At 46.4% G+C, this 2500-nt stretch carries 2 tRNA genes and 2 rRNA genes (1 of these 4 cut by a window edge); all 4 read left to right on the forward strand.

Going from position 1 to position 2500, the window contains the following annotated elements:
* Positions 1 to 1067: ribosomal RNA gene (locus tag ACFQ1Q_RS14165) — 16S ribosomal RNA — on the forward strand; the annotation flags it as partial.
* A 96-nt stretch (positions 1068 to 1163) separates the two neighbouring features.
* A tRNA-Ile gene (locus ACFQ1Q_RS14170) sits at positions 1164 to 1237 on the forward strand.
* A 73-nt stretch (positions 1238 to 1310) separates the two neighbouring features.
* Positions 1311 to 1384, forward strand: a tRNA-Ala gene (locus tag ACFQ1Q_RS14175).
* A 144-nt stretch (positions 1385 to 1528) separates the two neighbouring features.
* Positions 1529 to 2500: ribosomal RNA gene (locus ACFQ1Q_RS14180) — 23S ribosomal RNA — on the forward strand; it runs 1844 nt beyond the window's last position.

Genomic DNA, 2500 nt, shown 5'->3' on the forward strand with positions numbered 1-2500 from the left:
CTCTCTCGTGAGGGAGCCTGACGGTACTGTAAGAATAAGGATCGGCTAACTCCGTGCCAGCAGCCGCGGTAATACGGAGGATCCAAGCGTTATCCGGAATCATTGGGTTTAAAGGGTCCGTAGGTGGATAATTAAGTCAGAGGTGAAAGTTTGCGGCTCAACCGTAAAATTGCCTTTGATACTGGTTATCTTGAATCATTGTGAAGTGGTTAGAATATGTAGTGTAGCGGTGAAATGCATAGATATTACATAGAATACCAATTGCGAAGGCAGATCACTAACAATGTATTGACACTGATGGACGAAAGCGTGGGGAGCGAACGGGATTAGATACCCCGGTAGTCCACGCCGTAAACGATGGTCACTAGCTGTTCGGACTTCGGTCTGAGTGGCTAAGCGAAAGTGATAAGTGACCCACCTGGGGAGTACGTTCGCAAGAATGAAACTCAAAGGAATTGACGGGGGCCCGCACAAGCGGTGGAGCATGTGGTTTAATTCGATGATACGCGAGGAACCTTACCAGGGCTTAAATGTAGATTGCATTAGCTAGAGATAGCTATTTCTTCGGACTATCTACAAGGTGCTGCATGGTTGTCGTCAGCTCGTGCCGTGAGGTGTCAGGTTAAGTCCTATAACGAGCGCAACCCCTGTTGTTAGTTGCCAGCGAGTCAAGTCGGGAACTCTAACAAGACTGCCAGTGCAAACTGTGAGGAAGGTGGGGATGACGTCAAATCATCACGGCCCTTACGTCCTGGGCTACACACGTGCTACAATGGTAGGGACAGAGAGCAGCCACTTCGCGAGAAGGAGCGAATCTATAAACCCTATCACAGTTCGGATCGGAGTCTGCAACTCGACTCCGTGAAGCTGGAATCGCTAGTAATCGCATATCAGCCATGATGCGGTGAATACGTTCCCGGGCCTTGTACACACCGCCCGTCAAGCCATGGAAGCTGGGAGTGCCTGAAGTCCGTCACCGCAAGGAGCGGCCTAGGGTAAAATCGGTAACTAGGGCTAAGTCGTAACAAGGTAGCCGTACCGGAAGGTGCGGCTGGAACACCTCCTTTCTAGAGAAAGACGACTAATAAGGTAATTTACTATAATAGAATCAATTTGATTTTATTCTCTTGCTGTTAATTTAATTTTATAATATAATTAAGTAGAGTCTCATAGCTCAGCTGGTTAGAGCGCTACACTGATAATGTAGAGGTCGGCAGTTCGAGTCTGCCTGAGACTACTAATTAAAGGAAATTCTAGAAGTTGGGATTCACAATTCAAAATTCTGAATTCAAAATTCTGAATTTAAGAAAGGGGAATTAGCTCAGCTGGCTAGAGCGCCTGCCTTGCACGCAGGAGGTCACCGGTTCGACTCCGGTATTCTCCACTATCAACGAAAGTTGAAAACGTTCATTGACATATTGAAAAAGATACATGAAAAAAGTTAAATATTTATACTTAGGTATTTAACAAGAATCAAATATTTATTGTAACGAGCAATAAATGTGACTCATTAAAAAGACAAAAAGTACAATAAGCTAAATAAGAGCGTATGGGGAATGCCTAGGCTCTCAGAGGCGATGAAGGACGTGATAAGCTGCGAAAAGCTGCGGGGATTGGCACATACAAATTGATCCGCAGATATCCGAATGGGGCAACCCAGCATGTTGAAGACATGTTATCCGTAAGGAGGCGAACCCGGAGAACTGAAACATCTAAGTACCCGGAGGAGAAGAAAACAAAAGTGATTCCGCTAGTAGTGGCGAGCGAACGCGGAATAGCCCAAACCAGTACTGTTACGGCAGTGCTGGGGTTGTAGGACTGTAATATTTGAGCTGTAATGAATTAGAATGCTTTGGAAAGAGCAACCATAGAGGGTGATAGTCCCGTATAGGTAAAGCGCAGTAAGATAACAGTATCCTGAGTAGTGCGGGGCACGTGAAACCCTGTATGAATTTGGCGGGACCATCCGCTAAGGCTAAATACTCCTGAGAGACCGATAGTGAACTAGTACCGTGAGGGAAAGGTGAAAAGAACCCTGAATAAGGGAGTGAAATAGAACCTGAAACCATACGCTTACAAGCGGTCGGAGCCATTCGTGGTGACGGCGTGCCTTTTGCATAATGAGCCTACGAGTTACCGTTGCTAGCAAGGTTAAGGACTTCAGGTCCGAATCCGTAGCGAAAGCGAGTCTGAATAGGGCGCTATAGTTAGTAGTGGTAGACGCGAAACCGTGTGATCTACCCATGGGCAGGTTGAAGCTGTAGTAACATACAGTGGAGGACCGAACCGGTTGACGTTGAAAAGTCTTCGGATGACCTGTGGGTAGGGGTGAAAGGCCAATCAAACTCGGAAATAGCTCGTACTCCCCGAAATGCATTTAGGTGCAGCGTATTATTAGTTTTATAGAGGTAGAGCTACTGATTGGATGCGGGGGCTTCACCGCCTACCAATTCCTGACAAACTCCGAATGCTATAAAATGATGTAATGCAGTGAGGGCAT

The sequence above is a fragment of the Winogradskyella litorisediminis genome (assembly GCF_042675765.1).
Taxonomy (GTDB): Bacteria; Bacteroidota; Bacteroidia; order Flavobacteriales; family Flavobacteriaceae; genus Winogradskyella; species Winogradskyella litorisediminis.